The 18,392-nt window shown below is 30.6% G+C and carries 18 protein-coding genes; all 18 read left to right on the top strand.

Annotated features, from left to right (window positions below; all coding sequences use genetic code 11):
* Positions 1-90 precede the first annotated feature (90 nt).
* The 18 genes from LNP23_RS01615 (at position 91) to LNP23_RS01530 (ending at position 18,381) form a co-directional block, all read left to right on the top strand.
* Complete coding sequence (locus LNP23_RS01615; protein WP_230003307.1) at positions 91-2,058, top strand: polysaccharide biosynthesis protein; 1,968 nt, start codon at positions 91-93, stop codon at positions 2,056-2,058.
* Between the two features lie 180 nt (positions 2,059-2,238).
* Positions 2,239-3,105 carry an ABC transporter permease gene (locus LNP23_RS01610; RefSeq protein WP_230003305.1) on the top strand — a complete coding sequence of 289 codons (867 nt, stop codon included), beginning with the start codon at positions 2,239-2,241 and terminating at the stop codon, positions 3,103-3,105.
* A gap of 36 nt (positions 3,106-3,141) precedes the next feature.
* Positions 3,142-4,407: an ABC transporter ATP-binding protein gene (locus LNP23_RS01605; protein WP_230003303.1), complete on the top strand. Its 1,266-nt coding sequence runs from the start codon at positions 3,142-3,144 to the stop codon at positions 4,405-4,407.
* A gap of 19 nt (positions 4,408-4,426) precedes the next feature.
* Positions 4,427-5,350, top strand: coding sequence for a glycosyltransferase family 2 protein (locus LNP23_RS01600; protein WP_230003301.1), 924 nt, complete (start codon positions 4,427-4,429; stop codon positions 5,348-5,350).
* A gap of 10 nt (positions 5,351-5,360) precedes the next feature.
* Positions 5,361-6,254: a glycosyltransferase family 2 protein gene (locus LNP23_RS01595; protein ID WP_230003299.1), complete on the top strand. Its 894-nt coding sequence runs from the start codon at positions 5,361-5,363 to the stop codon at positions 6,252-6,254.
* A gap of 58 nt (positions 6,255-6,312) precedes the next feature.
* Positions 6,313-7,311: a glycosyltransferase family 2 protein gene (locus LNP23_RS01590; RefSeq protein WP_230003297.1), complete on the top strand. Its 999-nt coding sequence runs from the start codon at positions 6,313-6,315 to the stop codon at positions 7,309-7,311.
* Positions 7,311-8,150, top strand: a complete 840-nt coding sequence (locus LNP23_RS01585; protein ID WP_230003295.1) for a glycosyltransferase — start codon at positions 7,311-7,313, stop codon at positions 8,148-8,150. The genes LNP23_RS01590 and LNP23_RS01585 overlap by 1 nt, the downstream gene beginning before the upstream one ends.
* On the top strand, positions 8,147-9,070 hold the full coding sequence (locus LNP23_RS01580) for a glycosyltransferase family 2 protein (RefSeq protein WP_230003293.1): 924 nt from the start codon (positions 8,147-8,149) through the stop codon (positions 9,068-9,070). The genes LNP23_RS01585 and LNP23_RS01580 overlap by 4 nt, the downstream gene beginning before the upstream one ends.
* Positions 9,071-9,925 carry a glycosyltransferase family 2 protein gene (locus LNP23_RS01575; protein WP_230003291.1) on the top strand — a complete coding sequence of 285 codons (855 nt, stop codon included), beginning with the start codon at positions 9,071-9,073 and terminating at the stop codon, positions 9,923-9,925.
* Positions 9,926-9,941: 16 nt separating this feature from the next.
* Complete coding sequence (locus LNP23_RS01570) at positions 9,942-10,799, top strand: glycosyltransferase family 2 protein (RefSeq protein WP_230003289.1); 858 nt, start codon at positions 9,942-9,944, stop codon at positions 10,797-10,799.
* A 10-nt stretch (positions 10,800-10,809) separates the two neighbouring features.
* Positions 10,810-11,001 carry a hypothetical protein gene (locus LNP23_RS01565; RefSeq protein WP_230003288.1) on the top strand — a complete coding sequence of 64 codons (192 nt, stop codon included), beginning with the start codon at positions 10,810-10,812 and terminating at the stop codon, positions 10,999-11,001.
* Entirely contained in the window at positions 10,998-11,945 is a 948-nt protein-coding gene (locus LNP23_RS01560) for a glycosyltransferase family 2 protein (protein WP_230003286.1), read from the top strand. The genes LNP23_RS01565 and LNP23_RS01560 overlap by 4 nt, the downstream gene beginning before the upstream one ends.
* 13 nt (positions 11,946-11,958) lie before the next feature.
* Positions 11,959-12,858 carry an alpha-1,2-fucosyltransferase gene (locus tag LNP23_RS01555; protein ID WP_255663519.1) on the top strand — a complete coding sequence of 300 codons (900 nt, stop codon included), beginning with the start codon at positions 11,959-11,961 and terminating at the stop codon, positions 12,856-12,858.
* On the top strand, positions 12,855-13,997 hold the full coding sequence (locus LNP23_RS01550) for a glycosyltransferase (protein WP_230003282.1): 1,143 nt from the start codon (positions 12,855-12,857) through the stop codon (positions 13,995-13,997). Before LNP23_RS01555 ends, LNP23_RS01550 begins: the two co-directional genes overlap by 4 nt.
* Positions 13,998-15,032, top strand: a complete 1,035-nt coding sequence (locus tag LNP23_RS01545) for a glycosyltransferase family A protein (RefSeq protein WP_230003280.1) — start codon at positions 13,998-14,000, stop codon at positions 15,030-15,032.
* Entirely contained in the window at positions 15,025-16,143 is a 1,119-nt protein-coding gene (locus LNP23_RS01540) for a glycosyltransferase family 4 protein (RefSeq protein ID WP_230003277.1), read from the top strand. Before LNP23_RS01545 ends, LNP23_RS01540 begins: the two co-directional genes overlap by 8 nt.
* Entirely contained in the window at positions 16,140-17,210 is a 1,071-nt protein-coding gene (locus LNP23_RS01535) for an acyltransferase family protein (protein ID WP_230003276.1), read from the top strand. The genes LNP23_RS01540 and LNP23_RS01535 overlap by 4 nt, the downstream gene beginning before the upstream one ends.
* Before the next feature lie 106 nt (positions 17,211-17,316).
* The gene (locus LNP23_RS01530; protein WP_230003274.1) at positions 17,317-18,381 is read left to right on the top strand and encodes an acyltransferase family protein; all 1,065 of its coding nucleotides are present in this window, start codon (positions 17,317-17,319) and stop codon (positions 18,379-18,381) included.
* Positions 18,382-18,392 lie beyond the last annotated feature (11 nt).

Here is an 18,392-nt window from a genome sequence, read left to right as displayed (position 1 = left end):
TATTTTTAATTGAAATGAATTTTTAATATCTTTAAATTTGTATTTTTGTAGAAATTATACATTAAGATTTCCAAAGCAAAGCAAACCAAATTGAATACAGATAAACCAACCAGAATCACGGATTTCTTGCATAGTTATTTTTCGCCAAGAAATCTAAGAGCCAATATTAATAACTTAAGTTACTTACCTAGGTGGATTATTGTTGGTATAGACGTAATGGTATTAGTCTTTTCCTTTACTTTTACTTATATGTTGTTTGAAGGAACAGCATTGGGTTACATTGTTACTTCACATCATTTTTACTTTGTAACCAGTTTAATTTTTATTAATATCTTTTTCTTTTGGTTATTTAGGACTTATTCAGGGATTATTAGACACTCGTCTTATATTGACGCTATAAAACTGCTGTTTTCACAAATGTCAGTTTTGGTGTTCTTTTTGTTTTTTAACCTAGTATTTGAGTTGTATTTCGGGCACAAAGCGTTTTTAAATACAGCATTGTTTATAAATTTAGTTTTATCTTTTTGCGGTTTGTTTTTATACCGTGTAATTGTCAAACAAACTTTCGAATTGTATTTTTCTGAGAAAACCAGTTCTAAGTTAATCAGAACCGTTATTTATGGTACCGATGCAAATGCTATTTCGGTAGCGAATGCATTAAAATTTGAATCTCCTTCCAGATTTAAAATCGTTGGTTTTGTAGATAAAAACAATCAAAATGCATCTAAACGAATGTTAGATCTGCCGATTTTGATTTTAAGAAAAAAATTACCGGCATTAATGCGTTCTGTTGCTGCAGAAGGCGTAATTATAGCGGATAAAAGTTTATCTAAAGAAGAACAATTGATTATCGTTGATCAGTGTTTAGAGTTTAATTACAGGGTTTATACAGTACCTCTTATTTCTGACTGGGAGAATCAAAAAGAGATTTCACAGAAAGTAAAAAATATTCAAATTGAAGATCTATTAGAACGAAAACCTATAGTTCTGGATAGTAAATCAATTTCGAAACAGCTAAAAGACAAGACAATTCTTATTAGTGGTGCAGCAGGGTCAATAGGGAGTGAGATAGTAAGACAAGTATTAGGGTTTAACCCTAAAAGAATCATTATTTTGGACAATGCAGAAACTCCCCTTCATAATTTATGCTTAGAAACTTTAAGCATGAACAGTGAAACAAAAATCGTTGCTGTAATTGCTGACGTGAGGAGTAAAAAAGCATTAGAAAAGGTTTTTAAAACCTATAATCCACATGTTGTGTATCATGCTGCGGCATATAAACATGTTCCTTTAATGGAAGAGAATCCGTCTCAGGCAATTTTAACAAACATTAAAGGAACTAAGAATTTAGCCGATTTATCTTGTAAGTATAACATCAAAAAGTTTGTTATGGTTTCTACGGATAAAGCTGTTAATCCTAGTAACGTGATGGGGGCCAGTAAAAGAATTGCAGAGAAATACGTACAGTCTTTATTTTTGAAAAATCAAAAAGAAGAGAATCAAACCGCAACAAAGTTTATTACGACTCGTTTCGGAAATGTTCTAGGGTCAAATGGATCTGTTGTGCCCTTGTTCACCAAGCAAATTGCTGAAGGCGGACCGGTAACGATTACGCATCAGGATATCATTCGTTATTTTATGACTATTCCCGAAGCATGTCAGTTGGTGTTAGAAGCCGGAGCGATGGGTAACGGTGGAGAGATTTATATCTTCGACATGGGTAAACCGGTAAAAATTATTGATTTAGCGAAAAAAATGATTAAACTGGCAGGTTTTATTCCTGACAAGGAGATAAAAATAAAAATTGTTGGATTAAGACCGGGAGAAAAACTATACGAAGAATTATTAAATGATACTTCTAAAACATTACCCACTTATCACAATAAAATCATGATAGCGCAGGAGATACAGGATGAATATGAAAATTTACATACAGAGATCGAAGAGCTTATCGGTATTGCAGATTTTTATGATAATGACGATATTGTTACTAAAATGAAAAAAATAGTTCCGGAATTTAAAAGTATGAATTCGACTTTTGAAGTTTTGGATAACTAGTTTTGGTAAATTAAATTTTGATTATAAGAGTATATTAAAAGTTGTTTTTTTAAAAAACGCCTTTTTGCTTTTTAAATAATTTTTAAGGAAGCAAAAATCTTGTTAATTGAATATACCAATAAAAAGGCAGGCTCCAATTTTAAATAATACTATTGCAATTTTATTGTGATATAAGTAAAAATGAACAATACAAATACTACTAATGACTGGCTGTTTGAAATAATACCAAAAAACAGATTTTTTTCGCTAAATCTTAAAGAGATTTGGCAATATCGGGATTTACTGTTTCTTTTTGTAAAGCGAGATGTTATTACGGTTTACAAACAGACTGTTTTAGGGCCGCTTTGGTACCTGATTCAACCGCTGTTTACGTCAGTAACTTTCACCATAATATTTAATAATGTTGCCGGAATTAATACCGGTACTGTTCCTCCGTTTTTATTTAATTTGGCAGGAATAACTGTATGGAACTATTTTACAGCCTGCCTTAACGGAACATCAGATACTTTTAAAGCAAATGCCGGAATCTTTGGTAAAGTCTATTTTCCCAGAATCATAACACCACTTTCAGTTGTGATTTCTAATTTAATCAAGTTTGGGATACAATTTTTTATTTTTATTGCTTTCTATTGTTATTACTGTATTCAGGGAAGAGACTTAAGTTTTAATAGCCTTGTATTGTTTTTCCCTGTTCTTATTCTCATCATGGGAATTTTAGGATTGGGATTGGGAATGTTGATTTCCTCAATGGTAACAAAATACCGTGATTTTAGCTACTTAATTGGTTTTGGAATACAGTTACTAATGTATTTGTCTGCGGTAATGTATCCAATGGATTTGATTAAACAAAAACTGCCGGATTACGGTTGGATTGTAACGTATAATCCTTTGGCTTATATTATAGAAACTTCCAGATACATGCTTTTAAATGTTGGTGAAATATCAATTTTAGGGTTATGTTACACCGTCACGATCACTATTGTAGTTTTTTTTATTGGACTTTTAGTTTTTAACAAGACCGAAAAAAGTTTTATTGATACCGTTTAGTTTAAAATTTTAAAAGAGTCAACTTATAATTTACCATTGAAAAAAGATATCATATTAAAAGCCGAAAATATTTCTAAACAATATCGTTTAGGTCAGGTTGGTACAGGAACCATAAGCCATGATTTAAACAGATGGTGGCATCAATTGCTAGGAAAAGAAAATCCTTATCTGAAAATCGGAGATACAAATGATCGTTCTACCAAAGGAACTTCAGATTATGTCTGGGCCCTTCAGGATATTAATTTTGAAGTAGAACGTGGAGAGGTGTTGGGAATTATCGGTAAAAACGGGGCAGGAAAGTCTACACTGTTAAAAATATTATCAAAGGTAACGGCGCCAACAACGGGCAGTATAAAATCACGCGGTCGTATTGCTTCACTTCTTGAGGTCGGTACTGGTTTTCATGGTGAAATGACTGGTCGTGAGAATATTTTCTTGAACGGTGCTATTCTGGGTATGACCAAGAAAGAAATCGCTTCAAAACTGGATGAAATTATTGAATTCTCAGGTTGTGAACGTTATATTGACACCCCCGTAAAAAGATACAGCTCCGGAATGACGGTTCGTTTGGCTTTTGCGGTTGCAGCTTTTTTAGAACCTGAAATTTTGGTAATTGACGAAGTTTTAGCTGTTGGAGATGCCGAGTTTCAGAAAAAGGCAATTGGTAAAATGCAGGATATTTCTAAAGGAGAAGGGCGAACTGTTTTGTTTGTGAGTCACAATATGGCAGCAGTGAAGAGTTTGTGTACCAAAGGGATTATTTTAGAAAATGGTAAAGTTGTTTTTGAAGGCGAAATAGAAAATGCAGTAAGTTATTATCTTGGTGGTGGTGCTGAAGCAATGAATTTGAAAACATTTGGAAAAGAGTATGACCTTCCAATTTTCAAATTAAACGAAATTTCTTTACATAATTTAGGAAGAAGTTCTGATACTGTATTACTGGAGAATGAATTAATTATTCTGAATACAAAAATAGATATAAAAGTAAATGATGCACAGAGATATCATATAACCTATCACTTGTTTAACGAAATGGGCGAGGCAATGTTCTCGTTCTCTAATGCAGGATCATTTTCTTTAAAAGGTGGAGTAAATAGGATTACATGTAATTTTCCGGCGTCTTTTTTCCAGTCAGGGCAATATTTTCTGTCGCTTTTTATAATTGAGGATGCAAGAAAATCAGTTTTTGTCGAAAATGATATTATTTCTTTTACGGTTGTAGATTCCGGAAGGGAATTGGGGACCTATATGGGTAGAGAGCCCGGTTATATAAAACCGCAGTTTGAATGGAAAATAGAATAAATTTTTAATAGATCAATAAATGTCGGAAAAAATAAAGGTCAGCGTATGCATGATAACTTATGGCCATGAGAAATTTATTGAAGAAGCAATAAACGGTGTTCTGATGCAAGAAATTGATTTTGAGATTGAATTAATTGTTTCTAATGATGCATCCCCTGACAATACTCATGAAGTTGTAATGTCAATTATTGAAAATCATCCAAGAGGTAGCTGGATTAAATATATAAAACAGGAGTCTAATCTCGGAATGATGCCAAATTCGGTATTTATTTTAAAGGCATGTAGAGGTGAGTTTATTGCCATTTGTGAAGGAGATGACTACTGGATCGATCCGTTAAAATTAAAGAAACAAGTCGATTTTTTAGAGTTAAATGATGAATATGTTATACATAGCGGGAATGCAATCCAATTAACTGCAGATTCTAATTTATGTGGCAAGCCTTTATTAAATATTGAAAAGAGTAATTGTTTTGAGTTAAAAGATTTTTTAACTCAAAACAATATAATTACATGTACAGTAATGTTTCGAAATGTTAAATTTAAATTTCCTAAAGATTTTGAAAAAGTAACTTTCGGTGATTGGATGCTCTATGTTATTTTAATTAAGAATTCTGGACAAAAAGCATATTTGTCAACTGACTGTTTATCTGTTTATAGAAGCCATAGTGAAGGAGTTATGAATAATTTGAGTAAATACAATTATTACAATACTCATATTTTTCAAATAGTAACTATTTATAAGTATTTGAAAATTAAAAGACTTGATAGAAATGTAATTTCAATTCTAAATAATTTTTACTTGGAGAAATTCAGAATTGAAGTTAAAAGTAGGTCTTATATAAACATCTTTAAAACTTCATTTTTGCATTTTAAAACTACTTCTACATCAATGCCTTTTAGAAAATATTTAAGTGCACTAAAACAAGAATTCTTAACATTTTAAACAAGTAATTTTGAATAAAGTTTCTATAATTGTCCCCTGCTACAATCAAGCACATTATTTGCCCGAAGCTTTACATTCAGTATTATGTCAAATGTACATTAATTGGGAATGTATTATTATCAATGACGGAAGTTTTGATAATACAGAGCAAGTGGCTCGTGAGTGGTTGTTAAAGGATAATCGATTTAAATACATTTTTAAAGAAAATGGGGGGCTGAGTAGTGCAAGAAATGCAGGTTTAGATTTTGCAAATGGAGATTATGTGCAATTTTTAGATGCAGACGATTATTTAGATAGTGAGAAACTTTCTAAATCAGTAAACATTATCCGGAAAGACTCAATTAATACTGTTATTGTATCAAATTTCAAGTTTTTTAAAAAAAGCCTTGTGGATGAATTAGGATATGGTTCTAATCTGGATATAAATTTGTTTACTTTTCAAAAAATTTTATTTGAATGGGATTCTACTTTTAGTATTCCAATTCATTGTGGTTTTTTTAGTTCTTCATTATTTGATGAGTTTAGATTCAATGAAGATATACGAGCAAAAGAAGACTGGATAATGTGGTTATATATTTTTCAAAGAGAAATATCTTTTGACTTTTTAAACGAAAAGTTGGCTTTTTATCGACAACATTCAGGAGGAATGACTAGAAATAAAAAACATATGTTTGAAAATACAATTAAGGCTTTCAGTTATATAGAAAATTTGGTTACAAGAGAAGATTATAATTTTTTTTTGCTGCATATGATAAGTAAAAAAATGAGAGAATATGACGAATTGAACCTTAAAGTTGAGGAATTAAAAAAGAGAATAATAAATTCAAATAATAGTATAGGATTTAAAATTGAAAAAAAAATAAAGAAGTATTTAAAGAAACTAAATTTTATTGGATTTTTTTAGTCTCTACAGGATGATTCTAAAAAAAACTTAATGATTGCTTAAAAAAAGATAGAAATAGATGATTAAGTTGCCGCTTGTTTCTGTAATTGTACCCAATTTTAATCATGCTATTTTTCTGGAAAGAAGATTAGAAAGTATATTCAACCAGAGTTATTATAATATCGAAGTAATTTTATTAGATGATTGTAGTACAGATAACAGTCGTCAAATTCTTTCAAACTACGCTAAAAATCCAAAGGTAAGTCACTGTATTTTTAATGAAATTAATTCAGGAAATACATTCATACAATGGCATAAGGGTATAGAATTAGCAAAAGGAGATTTTATTTGGATTGCTGAATCAGATGATCATTGCGAACCCAATTTTATAGAGGAGTTAATTAAACCTTTGATTGAAGATGTAAGTATTGTTTTATCTTATTCTCAATCAAATAAAATGAATGAGTTAGACAAAATTACAGGAAGTTGGTTAGATTATACTTTAAATTTGGATGATTCAGCGTTTGACAAAAAAAATGTAATGGATGGTAATATATTTGTAGAAAAATTTTTAATTTATAAAAATGTCATCCCAAACGCAAGTGCTGTTATTTTTAGATTTAAGAATAATTTTCAAGCCGAGTATATTACAACAGACAAAGAGTTACGATATTGTGGCGATTGGATTTTTTATTTTAAAGTATTACTGAACAATAAAATAGCATTTACTCCAAAAAAATTAAATAATTTTCGCTACCACAACAAAAGTGTAATTGCAAAAGCACTCAAAGCGGATGATAAGATGAAATTGTTGAACTTAGATCTTGTTATGCGTTCTAATATGAATGATTTTTTATACTCGAAGAAACCTTTTAATTATCTGAATATTGCGGCAGTGAATGCTAAAATTATTAGAGAGATCAAGTACAATAAAGCACTACTATTATTTGAAAGTAAAGAATATTCGAAGTGGTTTGGATACCTTATAATGATTCCAGGTACATTTATTACTAAAAATAAATATTTTAGAAGGTTTAAGAGAAGATTGTTTTTGTATTTAAAGCTCAATGATAAGTGATGATTTCTATTATTATATGCTCGCGTAAAGATAAAATCGATCCCAAATTTGAAGATAATATTCGAAATACAGTTGGAACTAATTTTGAACTTGTACTAATTGATAATTCTACTAATAAATATTCGATTTTTCAGGCATATAACCTGGGTATTCAGAAAAGTAGAGGAGATATATTGTGTTTTATTCATGATGATATCTTGTTCCATACTAAAAATTGGGGACTGCTTTTAAAATCAGAATTTAACAATTATCCTGATTTTGCTCTTATTGGAATTGCTGGTGCAAAAGTCAAAACTCAATTTCCGACAGGTTGGTGGGATTGTGAAGATAAGGACAAAGTAATAAACATCATTCAACATGAAAAGGGAAATGTTACAAAGGAAAATTTTGGATTTGAAGATGGTGATCTAAGCGAAGTTTATGTTATTGATGGTGTATTTATGGCTTTAAAAAAAGGTCTAAATATAGAATTCGAGACAAGCTTGGGGGGATTTCATGGTTATGATTTAAATTTATCGTATGAAGTAATTGAAAAAAACAAAAAAATAGGAGTAACAAATAAAATTCTTATAGAACATCTCTCTATTGGGAGATTAGATAAAACATGGCTTTTTTCAATGATGCTTTTTCATAAAAAGTACCAGAAGAAATTAAAAAAGTATAAATATAGTTACGAGCAGGAGTTTTTTGCCGGTAAGGCGTATATAGATCATTGTCTGCGTATTTTAGGCAAAAAAGAAGGATTGATTTATCTTTTTTCAATTTTTCAGTTTAGCTCTTCAATAAAAATAATTTTTTCTTTAGAAAAGTACTTCTATATTAAGTTAAAAAAATCATGAAAATAAGTGTAGTCATAGTTACTTTCAACGGTATGAAATGGATCGAAGATTGTATAAAATCTATCTTTGAAAGTGCATTGTTACCAGAAATAATAATTGTAGATAATTGTAGTACCGATAATACAGCTGCGTTTTTAAAGCATAACTATTCTCAAAAAATTAAGCTCATCGAATCTAAAGAAAATTTAGGATTTGGACGAGCGAACAATAAAGGCATTTTACTAGCACTTGAATTAAACAGTGATTTTGTTTTTTTATTAAATCAAGATACCGTTATAGAAAAAAAGACTATCGAAAAACTCTTGGAGGTCGCAAATAATAATACGGATTTTGGCATAATCAGTCCGATACACTCAGATGGGAAAGGCGTTTCGTTAGACGTAAGTTTTTTGTATTACATAAATCGTCAATGTTCAGATTTAATTTCTGATTCAATTTTAAATAATACATTGAAGGAAATTTATTCAGTAGAAATGATAAATGCTGCTGCTTGGTTTTTACCAAAAAAGACATTTGAGGTTGTGGGAGGTTTTGATCCTATGTTTTTCTTGTATGGTGAAGACGATAATTTTTGTCAAAGAGTGCTTTATCATAATTTAAAAATAGGAATTACACCTTCAACGGTTATAAAACATGATAGTGATAACAATTATACTGTCAATTTTTCCAAAGGTTCTGAAAAATATTACAATAGATTTTTAAATAGAATAAGAGTTAAGTACGCTGATGTAAATTCAGAAGAGTATAAAAAAATTGATAGAATAAAAACATATTTTTTTAAAGAAGCAGTTGTGAGTTTATTAAAACTCGATTTTAAAGGATATTTAGTAAATAAGACCAAATGCAGATTGATAGATAAAAAAAGCATTAAAAATAGTGTTTTGCAAAATAGAGAAACTGGTAAAAAATATTTAGTGTAAATGATGCAATCAAATGTAAATAATCTTGTATCTGTAATAATTCCTTGTTATAATGACCAGAATTATATTCAGCAAGCAATAAATTCGATTAATAATCAAACGCATAAAAATGTTGAGATTATTATTGTAGATGATGGCTCAGACTTTGCCACAAAAGAAGTTCTTAAAGGGATAAGACAGGAAAAACTCATCATTTTATCTCAAGAAAATGCAGGGCCGAGTGCTGCGAGGAATAATGGAATAAAACAAGCTAAAGGAGATTTTATTTTAACGCTGGATGCAGATGATTATTTTGAGAAAGATTTTATTTCAAAGGCTTTAAATTGTCTCATGCTAAATGATAAGTTGGGTTTGATTAGCTGTTGGATAAATGTTTTTAGTGACAAAAAAGGTGTTTTAGAAAAATTTAAGCCTGAAGGAGGAGATTTAAAAATATTAATTCTTGGTAACGGAGCATCAGCAGGAAGTGTCCTTTTTAGAAAGCAATGTTGGATTGATGCAGGTGGTTATGATGAAAAAATGAGAAAAGGATATGAAGATTGGGAATTTAATATTTCAGTTGCCAAGGCTGGTTGGAAGATTAATATAATAGAAGAATATCTTTTTTATTACAGGAAAAAAGAGGAATCGAGAAATTCTCAGGCAGATAAATTTCATAAATATGAGTTATGGAAATATATTTATATCAAACATAATGACTTATGGAATGCAAACCATGAGTTAATGATAAATAATATTTTTTCTCAGATGGAAAGAATTGAAATAGGGTCGCATAATCTTCGGAAATCGATGGATTATAAGATTGGGAGAATGTTTTTAAAGCCTTTTCGTTTTATTAAAGGTTTTTTTGTTTAAATAAAAAATAGATAAAGTGGAATATTTAAAATTGGTTTCAATCGTCATTCCGTGTTATAATGATAAAGATTATATTGAAGAAAGCGTCAATTCGGCTTTAAGTCAAACCTACCAAAATACCGAAATTATTATTGTAGATGATGGATCAAATGAAGCAACAAAAAAGATTTTATCGAGTTTCAATCATAAAAAAGTAAAAATAATTACTCAAGAAAACAAGGGACTAAGTGCGGCTAGAAATGTAGGAATTATAAACTCCAACGGTGACTATATTGTAACCTTAGATGCCGATGATATTTTTGAAAATTCTTTTTTAGAAAAAGCAGTCCCCATTTTAAATTTAAAACCAGATATTGGTGTTGTTGGTTGTTTTTCGAACTATTTTATAAAACGAGATAAAATAATCGGTAAAAACTGTCCAACAGGAGGGAATATAGACAGTTTCTTATTTCGTAATAACACAATGGCCAGTTCTTTATTTAGAAAAAAATGCTGGTATGATGCTGGCGGTTTTGACGAAAAAATGAAAAAAGGTTATGAAGACTGGGAATTTTGGATTTCAGTTACCAAACAAAATTGGGAGGTATTCGTTATTGAAGAATTTCTTTTTAACTACAGAAAAAAGGAAAATTCGATGCTTCAGATCACTAATCTTTTATACGAAGAAGAAAATTACTACTATGTATTAAACAAGCACAAAGAACTTTATACAAGAGATTTTGATAAAACTATTGATTTTCTACAAAGAAGAACATTAAGATACAAATCAAATGAATTAAAAAGATTAAGTTCTGTCGATTATAGATTGGGAAATATGGTTTTAAGACCATTGAGGTTTTTTAAAAAATGTATTTCTTCGCTATTTGCAAATTAAATTATTAACAATGAAAAGAGCTATTTATAAATTGCTTTCAAAATGGAGTGCGATAATTAAAAATGAAAAACAAAAGAAGGAAACAACTCGTTTTTTATTTAGATATGATTTTATAAAAGATTTAGTAGCTAAAGCACTTTTATTTATTCAGTATTTATCCTGTAATGTGCGAACGAGTAATGCGGTTAAGAATAAGAGATGAATCAGCCACTAATTTCTATAATTATACCAGCTTATAATCGTGGACATTTAATAGATGAAACTTTAGATAGTATTTTGGCTCAGACTTATTCAAATTGGGAATGTATTGTTGTTGATGATGATTCAACAGATAATACAGAGGCTGTTGTTGAGGAATATGTAAAAAAAGACAGTCGTTTTTATTTTCATAAAAGGCCTAAGAGTAAAGTAAAAGGAGCTAATTCTTGCAGGAATTTTGGTTTCGAAGTAAGTAAGGGAGAATGGATAAAGTGGCTCGACAGTGATGATATTATGTATACAGAGGGTTTATCTTCAGAATCAAAACTGATAAATGAATATTCAAAAGTTATACTCTCTCCTTTGGTACTTTATGATTTTGATCTAAAAAAAGAAATTAAAAAAAGTACTGTTTTTTCAGTTAATTTAGTTCATGATTATTTTACAGCTAAAGTAGCATTATATGTATCAGGGCCTTTGTGGAAGAGGAGTTTTCTAAATAAGCAGGATTATCTTTTTGATGAAAAAATATCAAATGTAGATGATTGGGATTTTAATATGAGAATGTTATATGAAAAACCAATTATTGAATTTAATGAAAAGCCGATAATTCTTTACAGAATACATTTGGATTCTTTGTCGCATGAGGTGGTAAAAGGGAATAAAACTGAAATAATTTCAGTTTTAAATGCTTTAGAAAAGCATTTAAAACTAATTAAAGTAAATAAAATAACAACATACAAGCCTTTATTAAAATACACTCATATTTATTATAAAAGAGCAATTTATAATGCATTATCCTCTAATCAGGATTATACATTCTATTTATATTTGAGAATATTCAAAATTCATTTTTATAATTGGTATGATTTGGCAGGGCTTATTAAAGTTAGTTTTGGATTTTTAGTATATAAGTTCTTTAATAAGGGATATGTTTTTTTTAAATAAATGATAAGTTACTATGTTGGTATTTAATAGCTTGGGTAGAAAAGGGAATTTAGGAAACCAATTGTTTCAAATTGCTGCAACTGTGGGGCTGGCTATAAAACACAAAAAAGAGTTTTCATTTCCGGAATGGGAATATTCGAAATATTTTGAATACAAATTACCAAAACAGGATAAAAATAAAAAGTTGATTCAAGTTGTTGAAAAGAGCTATGAATTTCATAATTGGGAAATTGGTACTAATGATTATGATATAAATGGAGCTTTACAATCAGAGAAATATTTTGATATTGAAAAGACCAGAGAGATATTTAAATTTAAGGATGATTTTTTGGAAGGATTATTAGATAAGTATAATTATCTGTTTAAAAACAAACCAATTTTTATATCTGTAAGAAGAGGTGATTTTGTAAATCACCCGGATTATTATCAGTTGCCATATTGGTACTATTTTTTGGCTTTAAAAAAAAATTTCCCCGATTGGAAGGAGCGAGATTTGATTTTCATGAGTGACAACATAGAATATTGTAAGTATCATTTTAAGTTTTTAAAGAATGCTTTTTTTTTAGAAAATTTGTCAGGGATAGAACAATTAGCTTTAGGTGTGCAAGGAGAGGATTTTATAATAAGTAACTCTACTTTTTCTTGGTGGTTAGGCTGGTTGGGAGAAAAAGAAAACAGTAAAATCATCAGACCTGTTCACAATTTTAGAGGGCAACTGGGGAAGCAAAATAATGACAAAGATTATTTTCCTGAAAGATGGATCTTATTTGATTACAAAAAACATTGTTTAGGGGGTAAAAATTACAAATTTTTTATTCAAGAAATTTATTTTCAATTACAAGATTTTATTAAATTAAAGATGGACAAAGTTTGTAGCATAGTAGACAGAATAAAAAAGAAAATTTTTAAATGAGAATCCTTTTTATATCAATGCCATCCATCCATGTCATTCGCTGGATTGAAAATCTAAAAGATACTTCTTTTGAATTGTATTGGTATGACATTCTTGGAAGAGGAAAGTTGGAGACTTTAGAAAATGTCCGACAATTGCTAGAAACTTCAAAAAGAAAAATTCCGCACATAAAGGGGGAATTTTTTCTTTCTAAAAAAATGCCCGGATTTTATTCGTGTATTCGCCCTTTTCTTGAGGTTACGGAAAATGAAGCCCTCGAAAAAATTATCAGAGAGATAAGTCCAGATATAATTCATAGTTTTGAGATGCAGTCCTGTTCTTATCCAATAGTCAAAACGATGAATAAGTTTCCAAATAGCAAATGGATTTATTCGTGTTGGGGCAATGATTTGTTTTATTTTCAAAAGGATAAGAAACATAATGCAAAAATAAGAAGTGCGCTTTCAAGAATAGATTTTATACATACAGATTGTCTGAGAGATTATCAGATTGCCAAAGAATTAGGGTTTAAAGGGAAACACTTGGGTGTAATTCCGGGCGGAACAGGTTACAAATTAGAAGCGTTGGATAAGTTAAAAATCCCTTTCGAAGAAAGGAGAATAATTCTTGTGAAAGGGTACCAACATAAATTTGGAAGAGCCCTTAATGTAGTGAAAGCATTGCAGAAAAAATTACCCAATTTGAGTCAATATGAGGTAATTATTTTTGGAGCACATCCGCAGGTCATAACCTACGTAAAACAGAATAATCTTCCCTTTACGGTATTTGACAGAGATGAATTATCGCAAAATCAGGTAATGGAATTGATGGGAAAAGCACTTTTGTATATTGGAAACAACATTTCAGACGGTATGGCAAATACAATGCTTGAAGCAATAGTTATGGGAGCCTTTCCGATTCAATCTAATCCAGGTAACGTTTCGGCCGAAATTATTGAACATGGCGTTAATGGTTTTTTAATTCAGGATCCTGAAAATGTTGAAGTTATTGCAGCGTTAATTATTCAAGCAATTGAGAATAAAGAAATGTTGGTTAATGCGAATAAATTAAATGAAAAAATTGCTTTGGAAAAATTAGATTATGTCCTTAATCAGCGAAAAGTAATAGCTTTATACCAAAATATTGAAATAAATTTCTAAATGCGAATAGGCTTTAATCCCAATAAAGATAAACCACAGGAATCAAATGATTTTTTTCATCAGATTGTAATTCCTGTTTATATTCCCGATCAGGAAGGATATTTTAAGGAAAGTTTTAAAATTTTGCAATATTGTCTGGAATCAGTATTCAAGACTGTTCATCAGAAAACGTACATTACGGTTGTAAATAATGGGAGCCATGATGATGTGGTTGAATACTTAAACGAGCTTCAAAAAGACGGAAAAATACAAGAAGTAATCCACTCTACAAATATCGGAAAGCTAAATGCTATTGTCAAAGGTATTTCAGGACATGATTTTACTTTTATTACCGTTGCTGATTGTGATGTTTTGTTTTTAAAAGACTGGCAAAAAGAGACTTACGCTGTTTTTGAGAAGTTTTCAAAAACGGGGACAGTTTGTCCAACACCATCTTCGAGGTCTTTAAAAAGTTATACCTTTAATATATGGTTTGAACTGCTGTTTTCAAAATCACTTCGTTTTAGAAAAGTTAAGAATCCCGAGGCATTAAAGGCTTTTGCGGCAAGTGTCGGAAAACCTAATATGTATAGTAGTTTGCATCTCGAAAAATATCTGACGGTTGCAAATGGTAATTTTAAAGCTGTTCCCGGAGCAGGTCACTTTTTAGCAACATATAGAAAAGAAGTTTTTGAAAAAATGGAGATTAAACACTCCGCCTTTATGCTTGGAGGAGATAGTGAAGAAAAATTTCTTGATCTTCCGGTAGTGAAGAATGGAATGTGGCGACTTTCAACCGAGGATAATTTTGCTTACCATTTAGGAAATGTAGAAGAGAAATGGATGCAGGAAACCTTAGAACAAATAAAACCGAATGATTTTTTTCCTGTTGAACCACCTGTTTTAAGAAAAATAAAATCATCGGAAATTGCATTTTTATTAAAATATAAAGTATTCTCAAGGATCATTACACAAAAAATGATATGGCAATATTGTCTAAAGCTAAAAGGACTTTCCCGAGAAGAAGTACTCCAATATACCCGGAAATATGAATAATCCGGCGCAAGTAATTCTGATTTCTCAAACCTCTCTTCCTTATAGTAAGATTGGGAGTTGGACGACTCTGTATAAAAATTACCTCGAGAACAATCATAAAATCGATTATATCATATGTCCGAAACCGCAAAAATTGTTTGATGGAATACAATACCATTTTGCAAAACTTACGTTCTGGCACAAATTGCAACGTAAATTTCTGAAGCGTAAAAATCTGGAATATTTTGTGGCTCTTGATAAAATAATTGACCCCAAGCAAAAATATATCATCCAGGTTGTTGATAATTATGGAATGGTTAAGTCACTTAGAAAACATCTTGTTTCAAAAGGAATTGAGAAACAATGTTACATCCAGTTTTTTTACCACGGTTTTTCACCCTATACAAAATCAGGTTCTGGTCAGGATTTTTACGAAATTATTGATGAAATGATCGTGTTAACGATGGACAGTTATAAAGCGCATCAAAAAAACAATATTATACTTCCAAGCCATTTTTCAATTTTAAATAACGGAATTGATACAAAGAAGTTTAAGAAAGTTCCTGAAACCGAAAAAATAAAATTAAAAGAAGAATTAGGCTTTGGCAATAAAAAAACCTTCGTTTGGTGTTCGCAAGACCGACCAAAAAAAGGACTGGAGTTAATTTTAGAGGTTTGGAGAAAAATCTATTCCGTTGAAAAGAAAATACAATTAGTTGTGATTGGTTGCGATCCAAGACAAAAAATGGAGGGAGTGGTTTTTCTGGGGAAAATTCCAAACGAAGAACTTCCAAAATATTATCAGGCTTCTGATTGTTATCTTTTCCCTACTTTATGTCAGGAAGGTTTTGGGCTTAGTCTGATAGAAGCTTTGCATTGTGGGAATTATTGTATTGCATCTGCTTTTGGGGGTGTTCCGGAAGTGCTGCACTACGGGAAACTTGGAAAGCTAATCGAAAATCCTTATTTTATTTCAGAATGGGAAACGGCAATAAATGCATTTTTAGAGGGAAATATTGAGCTTCCTGAATTTTCAAATGAATTGTATGCTATGGAGAATTGGAATATAAAAATGAACCAGATTATTGATCAGGCAAAATGCAGACTGGCAAACAGTCAAATAGCATTATGAGAATAGAGCAGTTAACCTTTACCAGATTTCTGGCTGCAGTTTCAGTTGTTGTTTTTCATTACGGTGGAAAAAGCTTCCCTTTCAACAATGAGAATATTGCTTTTATATTTCGCAATGCTGACGTATGTGTTAGTTATTTTTTTATTTTATCAGGTTTTGTAATGATACTGGCCTATGGAAATAAAGCTTTTATTTCAGCAGGAGATTATTTAAAAAACAGGCTGGCCAGGATTTACCCACTCTATTTTTTGGCTATACTGATTATACTTTTACTGCAATTCAGAGAAAAAAACATAGACTACTGGGGTTTGTTCTTAAATGTTTTTATGATTCAGGCCTGGATTCCAGACAAAGTTTTATCTGTTAATCCGCCAGGATGGTCGCTGTCTGTTGAATTACTTTTTTATGCCATCTTTCCTTTTGTATTCAATAGATTCCTCAAAAAAATGACCTTGGAAAGAATTACGGTCGTTATTGTTTTGTTTTGGGTTTTGAGCCAGATCATCTTTCAGCTGTATTTTTTCAGGTACGAAGAAAATCAATTAAGCATTATCAAAGATGTTTTGAAATACAATCCGTTACTGCATTTGAATGAGTTTCTTGTCGGAAACCTCGCCGGACTTTTTTTTATTAGAAATTTAAAAGAGAAAAAAGGCAACTATGATTTCATCCTTCTGATATTGGTCGCTTTATTAATTTTGGCATTAAAATTTCCACTAGGCTTAAATTTTCATAATGGATTATTAGCAGTGCTTTTCATTCCGATGCTGTTTTTTATTTCATTAAACAATGGAATCATAACAAAGCTGTTCAGAAATAGAGTCTTTGTACTCTTGGGAGAAATTAGTTTTGGAATTTATATTTTACAACATCCGGTTTATGCTTTAATAAGCGCTTATAGTGTTAACAAATACCTGCATATTAGTGATCCAACAATTGTCTTTTTTCTAAGGCTTTTTATCTTGATAGTCTTTTCTTCAGTAGCTTATATTTATTTGGAGAAACCAATTCAAAGCAAAATGAGAATTCGAAATAAGGCTGCCCTTCAGATAAAAAATGCCTCTTGACAGCTCTGTCCTTGAGGTTAGAGTGTTTTTTTGATCTTGGAAGAGATTTTAAAAGAGATAAAATTAAGTAATAGATTAAATTAATGAAAAGACCAGTAAGTATCACATGAGAATAGACCAATTAACCTTTACCAGATTTCTGGCTGCCACTTCGATTTTTATCTTCCATTACGGTGGGGGAAGTGTTTTTATCGAGAACGAGCACTTGTCATTTATTTTTCAAAATGGCATTGGGGTAAGCTATTTTTTTATTCTGTCTGGTTTTGTAATGATTATTGCCTATGGGAACAGCCCTTTGGTGTCCTTTGTTGAGTATTATAGAAACAGGTTTGCACGAATCTACCCGTTATATTTTTTCGCCATAATTTTGGTGATTTTTGTACAGTTGATAGATCGAATGTTTGATTTTTCAGGTTTTTTTTTAAATGTTTTCATGATTCAGGCCTGGATTCCCGGAAAGGCTCTTTCGTTTAATTTTCCAGCTTGGTCTTTGTCAGTAGAAGCCTTATTCTATGCTGTTTTTCCTTTTGTGTTTAATAAAGTGTATCAAAAAATAACGATTAAACGACTGGCCATTTATGTTGCTTTATTTTGGATTATTATTCAGATCGTAACTAATGTACTGTATGCGTCTTTTGGAAAAAGTGATTCCGTGTACATTGGTGAGTTTTTACGTTACAATCCATTATTACACCTTCATCAGTTTTTGGTTGGGAATCTCGCGGGATTACTTTTTATAAAATTCCTGCAGGATAAAAGAAAGAATTATGATTTGCTAATTATCGTATTCTTTGGTTTGATGATTTTAGCCTTAAAATTTCCATTTCAATTAAACCTAAATAGTGCCTCAGCATTGCTTTTAATACCGATAATAATTTTAGTTTCCCTCAACACGGGGTTAATCACAAGGTTTTTTGAGAAGAAAGTATTTGTGTTTTTAGGAGAGATCAGTTTTGGAATTTATATTCTTCAATACCCGGTTTGTTTTTTTATTAGTAACTACAGGATCAAAAAATACTTTCATATTGAGGATTTGACAATTGCGCTCCTGATTAGATTCGGTATGCTGATTTTGGTTTCTTCCATAACTTATATTTATCTTGAGAAGCCAATTTTAAGCCAATTGAAATCAAAGAAAAAAAGGCTGGAACTTTCTGAAAATGCAGTTTGATAAAAACAGAA

The organism is Flavobacterium cupriresistens (assembly GCF_020911925.1).
In the GTDB taxonomy this organism is placed as follows: domain Bacteria; phylum Bacteroidota; class Bacteroidia; order Flavobacteriales; family Flavobacteriaceae; genus Flavobacterium; species Flavobacterium cupriresistens.
Note: the sequence above shows the minus strand (reverse complement) of the source record. Positions and strands in the feature narration are given on the sequence as shown.